The following is a 5,614-nucleotide window of genomic DNA, read 5'->3' as shown; positions in this document are numbered from 1 at the left end:
GTCCCGCGGGGCGCCGCGCCGGGGCCGACCGATTCGATCCGGTTGCCCGCGACGACGACATGTCCCCGGGCGTGGGTGGTATCGGCCGCGTCCACGGTCGCGATGGCACAGTTCTCAATCACGATGCGCGAATCCGCCACGGCGGGACCTCGTTTCCGACGCTGTCGAGTGATCGCTGGGAACCGGGTTCCCGCGTACGGGTACGGACCTTCCCGGTCCGGCGGGGAGGAGCTACAGATGGGTCATGTCGACCGGTATGCGCGCGGTCGCCCCGTCCCGCAGGATGGTGGCCTCGATCAGCCCATAGGGACGGTCGGCCGCGAAGTAGACCTCGTTCTCGTTGGTGAGCCCGAACGGTTCGAGATCCACCAGGAAATGGTGTTTGTTCGGCAGCGAGAACCGGATCTCATCGATCTCGGCGCAGGTGTCGATGACCCGCTCGCCCATCTGGTGGAGGGTCTGCTGGAGGGAGAGTGAGTAGGTGTCCGCGAAAGCGCCGAGGATATGGTCCCGGGCCCGCTGGTAACAGCCGTTCCAGTCGGGCGCGGCCTGGCCGTCGTCCTGCCAGGAGTACCGCCACAGGGCGCTCACATCGGTGGCGAGTATCCGGTCATAGGCCTCGGTGAGGGTGGTGTACCGGTCCTTGACGTACCCCCAGAACTCGGAGTCCGTGGAGTTGAGGACGGTCAGATCGCGCAGCCCGGAGAGGACTTCCCAGCCCGCGCCGTCATAGGTGATCTGGCTGACGCGGGTCTCCCGTCCCTGGCGGACGAAGGAGTGTCCGGCGCCGTCGCCGATGCGGCCCCAGGCGTACTCCTCGATACGGATACGGGCCCGGTGAATGGGCTCCTGCGAGGTGACGAAATGGCGGGCGAGATGGACACCGAACGCTTCGGCGGATTCCACACCGTGTTCCTTCGCGAAGGCGAAGACGGTGTTCTTGGTGGTGTCGGTCGGCAGGACATGGGCGTTGGATCCGGAGCGGTGGACGTCTTCCATGTCGCCGGAGAGGGCGACGGAAACATTGAGGTCCTTGATGTGGTGGGTATCGCCGTCCCGGACGATCCGGACGACGCGGTTCTCCGCTTTTCCGTACTGGTTCTGACCGAGAATCGTGGGCATCGTGAGTGCTAACTCCCTCGATATACGGAGTAGCCGAACGGGCTGAGCAGCAGCGGTACGTGGTAGTGCTCCCCGGCGCTGACGGCGAAGGCGACCGTCACCTCCGGGAAGAAGGCACCGCTGTCCCGTGCGCGGGGGGCGTCCTGCCGCGCCTCGGCTGCCGATGGGCTTGCTGGGTGCTGGTCCGGTCCGAGAGGGTCCCCGGTCCGGAATTCGAGCCGTACCTGGGTGGTGCCGTGCGGTGGCCGGGGCAGATCCGTACAGCGCCCGTCCGCGTCGGTGACCGAGCCGCCGAGCGCCACCCACCCCTCGCCGGGCCCGCCACGGGCCGACAGCGAGACGGGGAGACCGGCGGCGGGGCGGCCGACGGCGGTGTCGAGGACATGGGTGGAGACCGAAGCGGTCTTCTCCGTGCTCATACGGGGACTCCCGTGATCCATGGGGTGGTGGGTGGAACGCCGTCACTCCGGTACGACCGCCGGGGCCGACCCTCCGGTACGCGTCCGTGCCGCGCCCATCCGGACCTCCCGTCCGCCCGCTGTACGCCCGTACGGGCTCCGGCCGCGCACCGGGTACGGAGGCGGGGAGGCCGTCTCATGGACCGGTCGCGGCCGCGAGCCGGGTGAGCCGCAGGCGGTTGATCTTGCCCAGCTCGCCGCGGACGATCTCCCGTTCCCGGTCGGGCGGGTTGTCGATCCGCGTCCTGGCCGCTTCCCGCATCTCCTCCCCGGTCAGACCGGTGGCGCAGATCAGGAAGACATGTCCGAACCGGCGCTGGTAGGCGAGGTTCAACTCGGCCATCTCGGCCTTGAGTCCCGCGTCGGCACCGGTCATTCCGCTCTGTTCCCGGGAGGAGACCGGGTCGCCGGGCCGGGGCCGCCCGATGGGCGGATGGCCGGACATCGCCTCGGCCAGGTCGTCCGCCGTCAGCCGCGCCATGGCGGCATCGCTGGCGTCGAACAGGGCGTCAGGGCTGGCGTAGGGGCGGTGGGCGAGAAGGTGACCCGCCCAGCTTCCGCTGGCGCACACCTCGTGGAGCGCGGCGCGGGCCTCGCTCTCCCGGGAGGTGTTGAACCGGGCCAGTCCCGGGGGGATCCGAGCGGCCCGTGACGGCGGCTCGGCACGCGCGGCGGGCCCGGTGCACTCAAGGGACCCCGCGTGCTCAAGGGTCCCGGTGTGCTCAAGGGTCCCGGTGTGCTCAGGTGTCCCGATGTGCTCAAGGGACCCGATGTGCTCAAGGGACCCGGCGTGCTCAGGGTCGGGGGTGCCTCCCGATAGGCGCTCTGAACTCGAAGTCACGGCAGCCTCCGTGGCTGGGGTGCGCTGTGCGTCGAACGGGCTGCGCATAGCTAACGCTCTGAATGAACAGAACGTCAACAGTTTGTTGAAAATCGCTGGACGGCCGGCGCCGCCCCGGCGCCCCACGCCCGGTCGCGGCCCCTCAGTCGCCCTTCGCCGCGTTCTCCCTGTTCAGATAGTTGTAGACGGTGAAGCGGCTGACCCCGAGGGCACCGGCGACGGTCTCCACCCCATGCCGTACGGAGAAGGCACCCCGCGCCTCCAACGCCCGGACCACCTGCTGCTTCTCCTTGCGACCCAGCTCGGCGAGGGGGCGGCCATGGGTGCGCTCCAGACCGGCGAGGATCCGGTCGAGCGAATCGGAGAGCTGGGGCAGCCGGACCGCGAGGATCTCCTCGCCCTCCCAGGCGAGCACCACATCATCCGGACCCGCCGCCTCGGGGGCGACCAACTCCGCGCCGATAGCGTCGACCAGCGGCCTGACCGCACGCGCGAGGGCGTGCGGGCCGCCCACCCCCGCGCCGCTCACCTCCCCGCCGCCCACCCCCGCGCCGGACACCCGCGCGCCCCCCTCGCCCGGCGCCGCGCCGAGCTCCTCCGGACGGGTCATCCCCGGGCCTCCCCGACACCGGGGCGCGCACCGTCGGGACCCTCGCCGCACCGGGTCTCCTCCACCACGTTCACCTGGAGCGAGACCCGGGTCGCCCCGGCCTCCAGCGTGCGCCGCAACAGGGCGCCGACGGCGGCCAGTACGGCGTCGACGCTCCCCTCGGCCGAGTTGCCGAACGGCCCGACGTCGACCGCTTCCAGTTCGGCCGTCTGGACCACCTCACGCCCGACCACGGCATGGCCGGGCGCCTCGTCCAGGTCGAAGGGCTCGGTCGTGAACTCCAGTCTCAATCGCACCCGCTCAACCTAACGCGACCGGACCGCGACCGGGGCCACCCTCTTGACAAGCCAGGAGCCCCAGCCTCAATCTTCCATTAAGCAGAAACAGACTTCCGCTATACGGAAATCCATGTCGGACGGAAGGGGCGGGCTCCCGCTATGGGCTTCGCTGACCAGCGCTTCGCCGTGAACCTCTCGATCCTGTTCACCGAACTCCCGCTCCTGGAGCGCCCCCGGGCGGCCGCCGCCGCGGGCTTCACCGCCGTCGAACTCTGGTGGCCCTGGCCCGAGGACCCCGACCCGCCGCGCGCCGAACTCGACGCCCTGCGCGGCGCGCTGGAGGACGCGGGCGTCACGCTGACGGGGCTGAACTTCTACGCCGGGCTGCTCCCCGGCCCCGACCGGGGCGCGCTCTCCCTGCCCGGCGAGGAGTCCGCGCGCTTCCGCGCCAACGTCGAGGTGGCGGCCGACTTCGCCGCCTCGGTGGGCTGCCGGGCGCTCAACGCGCTCTACGGCAACCGGATCGACGGCGTGGATCCGGCGGCGCAGGACGCCCTCGCACTGGAGAACCTGGCCCTGGCCGCCCGCGCCGCCGACGCGATCGGCGCCACCGTGCTGATCGAGGCCCTCAACGCGCCCGAGTCACCGCGCTATCCCCTGGTGAGCGCCGCCGCGGCCGTCGACGTCGTCGACAAGGTCAACGCCGCCACCGGTCTGGACAACGCCCGTTTCCTGTTCGACGTCTACCACCTGGCACGGAACGGCGAGGACATCGGCGCGGCCATCGCCGCCCACGCGCCGAGGACCGGTCATGTGCAGATCGCCGACTCCCCCGGCCGGGGCGCCCCGGGCACCGGCTCCCTCCCGCTGGAGCGGCTGCTCGACGCGCTCACGGCGGCGGGGTACGACGGCTGGATCGGCCTGGAGTACAAGCCGGGCGACCGGGCGAGCGCGGACACCTTCGACTGGCTCCCGCGCCCGGCCACCACCGGCTGACGACCGGGCCCCACCCCCCGTACCGCCCCCGACGACCGGGGACCCTCCGTACGGCCCCCGCCGACCGTACGGCTCCCTCCCACCGCACCCACCCCGGAAAGGCCCCTTCATGAGCGCACTCCCCAAGGTCGCCTGGGTCGGGCTCGGCATCATGGGCTCCCCCATGGCCGAGAACCTGCTCAAGGCGGGCTATCCCGTCACCGGTTTCACCCTGGAGCGGGCCAAGCTGGACCGGCTCGCGGCGGCCGGGGGCACGGCCGCCGACTCGATCGCCGACGCGGTACGGGAGGCGGACGTCGTCATCACGATGGTCCCCGCCTCCCCCCAGGTCGAGGCGGTCGTCTACGGGGACGACGGCGTCCTGGCCCACGCCCGTCCCGGGACCCTGCTCATCGACATGTCCTCCATCACCCCGCGGACCTCCGTGGAACTGGCGCGGGCCGCCGCCGACCAGGGGATCCGGGTCCTCGACGCCCCGGTCTCCGGCGGTGAGGCGGGCGCGGTCGAGGCCGTCCTCTCCATCATGGTCGGCGGCGAGCGCGCGGACTTCGACGCCGCGCGCCCGCTGCTGGAGGCGCTCGGCACCACCGTGGTCCACTGCGGCCCCCATGGCGCGGGCCAGACCGTGAAGGCGGCCAACCAGCTCATCGTCGCCGTCAACATCCAGGCGTGCGCGGAGGCCGTGGTCTTCCTGGAGAAGTCCGGGGTCGATCTGCGCGCGGCACTCGATGTCCTCGGCGGCGGACTCGCGGGCTCCACCGTCCTCGCCCGCAAGCGGGACGCCTTCCTCAGCCGTGACTTCCGTCCGGGCTTCCGGATCGAGCTGCACCACAAGGACATGGGCATCGTCACGGACGCGGCGCGCGCGGTCGGGGCGGCGCTGCCGGTCGGGGCGGTCGTCGCCCAGCTCATCGCCTCGCTGCGGGCCCAGGGGGACGCGGGGCTCGATCACTCGGCCCTGCTGCGCTCGGTCGAACGGCTCTCCGGCCACGCGGTCTAGTGCTGTGGCCGGAAAGGTTTGCCGTGGGCCCGCGGCGTTCGGTGTATGGGGTCTCCCCAGGCCCGCGAGGGCCGAGGGGACGCATCGCAAGGCGGAGGTCCACGGCTCGTACTGGACGTACTTGCGTGGTCCGACAACGCTGGGGGCACCCCCGGGCCGAAGGCCCAGGGGGAGAGGTGCCGTGCCGGGCGTCGCGGGCCGGTGAACCTTTCCGGCCACAGCACTAGCCGCGCCCTCGGACTCCGGGCGGCGTCCGGCGCCGACTTCCCAGTCGCGCCCAGGCGCCCGCGCCGCCCGGTTCACCACCCG

At 71.8% G+C, this 5,614-nt stretch carries 7 protein-coding genes and 1 pseudogene; 2 read left to right on the top strand and 6 right to left on the bottom strand.

Features of this window, described 5'->3' with window-relative positions:
- The 6 genes and pseudogenes from ACFVIM_RS32205 to ACFVIM_RS32180 form a co-directional block, all read right to left on the bottom strand.
- Positions 1-140 (bottom strand): annotated as a pseudogene (locus tag ACFVIM_RS32205) (8-oxoguanine deaminase); the annotation flags it as partial.
- A gap of 91 nt (positions 141-231) precedes the next feature.
- Positions 232-1,122 (bottom strand): factor-independent urate hydroxylase, encoded by an 891-nt coding sequence (pucL, locus tag ACFVIM_RS32200; RefSeq protein WP_384309017.1) that lies wholly within the window; start codon positions 1,120-1,122, stop codon positions 232-234.
- 8 nt (positions 1,123-1,130) lie between these two features.
- On the bottom strand, positions 1,131-1,541 hold the full coding sequence (uraH, locus tag ACFVIM_RS32195) for a hydroxyisourate hydrolase (protein WP_384309015.1): 411 nt from the start codon (positions 1,539-1,541) through the stop codon (positions 1,131-1,133).
- Positions 1,542-1,716: 175 nt separating this feature from the next.
- Positions 1,717-2,217: a 2-oxo-4-hydroxy-4-carboxy-5-ureidoimidazoline decarboxylase gene (gene uraD, locus ACFVIM_RS32190; RefSeq protein WP_384309022.1), complete on the bottom strand. Its 501-nt coding sequence runs from the start codon at positions 2,215-2,217 to the stop codon at positions 1,717-1,719.
- A 346-nt stretch (positions 2,218-2,563) separates the two neighbouring features.
- Complete coding sequence (locus tag ACFVIM_RS32185) at positions 2,564-2,935, bottom strand: helix-turn-helix domain-containing protein (protein ID WP_384309019.1); 372 nt, start codon at positions 2,933-2,935, stop codon at positions 2,564-2,566.
- A gap of 92 nt (positions 2,936-3,027) precedes the next feature.
- Positions 3,028-3,327 carry a hypothetical protein gene (locus tag ACFVIM_RS32180; protein ID WP_384309013.1) on the bottom strand — a complete coding sequence of 100 codons (300 nt, stop codon included), beginning with the start codon at positions 3,325-3,327 and terminating at the stop codon, positions 3,028-3,030.
- A gap of 141 nt (positions 3,328-3,468) precedes the next feature.
- Here ACFVIM_RS32180 and ACFVIM_RS32175 point away from each other — a divergent pair, with 141 nt between their 5' ends.
- Positions 3,469-4,305, top strand: a complete 837-nt coding sequence (locus ACFVIM_RS32175; RefSeq protein WP_384309010.1) for a TIM barrel protein — start codon at positions 3,469-3,471, stop codon at positions 4,303-4,305.
- A gap of 109 nt (positions 4,306-4,414) precedes the next feature.
- Complete coding sequence (locus ACFVIM_RS32170) at positions 4,415-5,305, top strand: 2-hydroxy-3-oxopropionate reductase (protein WP_384309008.1); 891 nt, start codon at positions 4,415-4,417, stop codon at positions 5,303-5,305.
- The last annotated feature ends 309 nt before the right edge of the window (positions 5,306-5,614 follow it).

The sequence above is a fragment of the Streptomyces sp. NPDC057638 genome, from assembly GCF_042800315.1.
GTDB lineage: Bacteria > Actinomycetota > Actinomycetes > Streptomycetales > Streptomycetaceae > Streptomyces.
Note: the sequence above shows the minus strand (reverse complement) of the source record. Positions and strands in the feature narration are given on the sequence as shown.

Excerpts from the sequence above, each read along its gene's own strand:
- pucL (WP_384309017.1), bottom strand. The coding sequence starts at position 1,122 with ATGCCCACGATTCTCGGTCAGAACCAGTACGGAAAAGCGGAGAACCGC.
- uraH (WP_384309015.1), bottom strand. The coding sequence starts at position 1,541 with ATGAGCACGGAGAAGACCGCTTCGGTCTCCACCCATGTCCTCGACACC.
- ACFVIM_RS32175 (WP_384309010.1), top strand. The coding sequence starts at position 3,469 with ATGGGCTTCGCTGACCAGCGCTTCGCCGTGAACCTCTCGATCCTGTTC.
- ACFVIM_RS32170 (WP_384309008.1), top strand. The coding sequence starts at position 4,415 with ATGAGCGCACTCCCCAAGGTCGCCTGGGTCGGGCTCGGCATCATGGGC.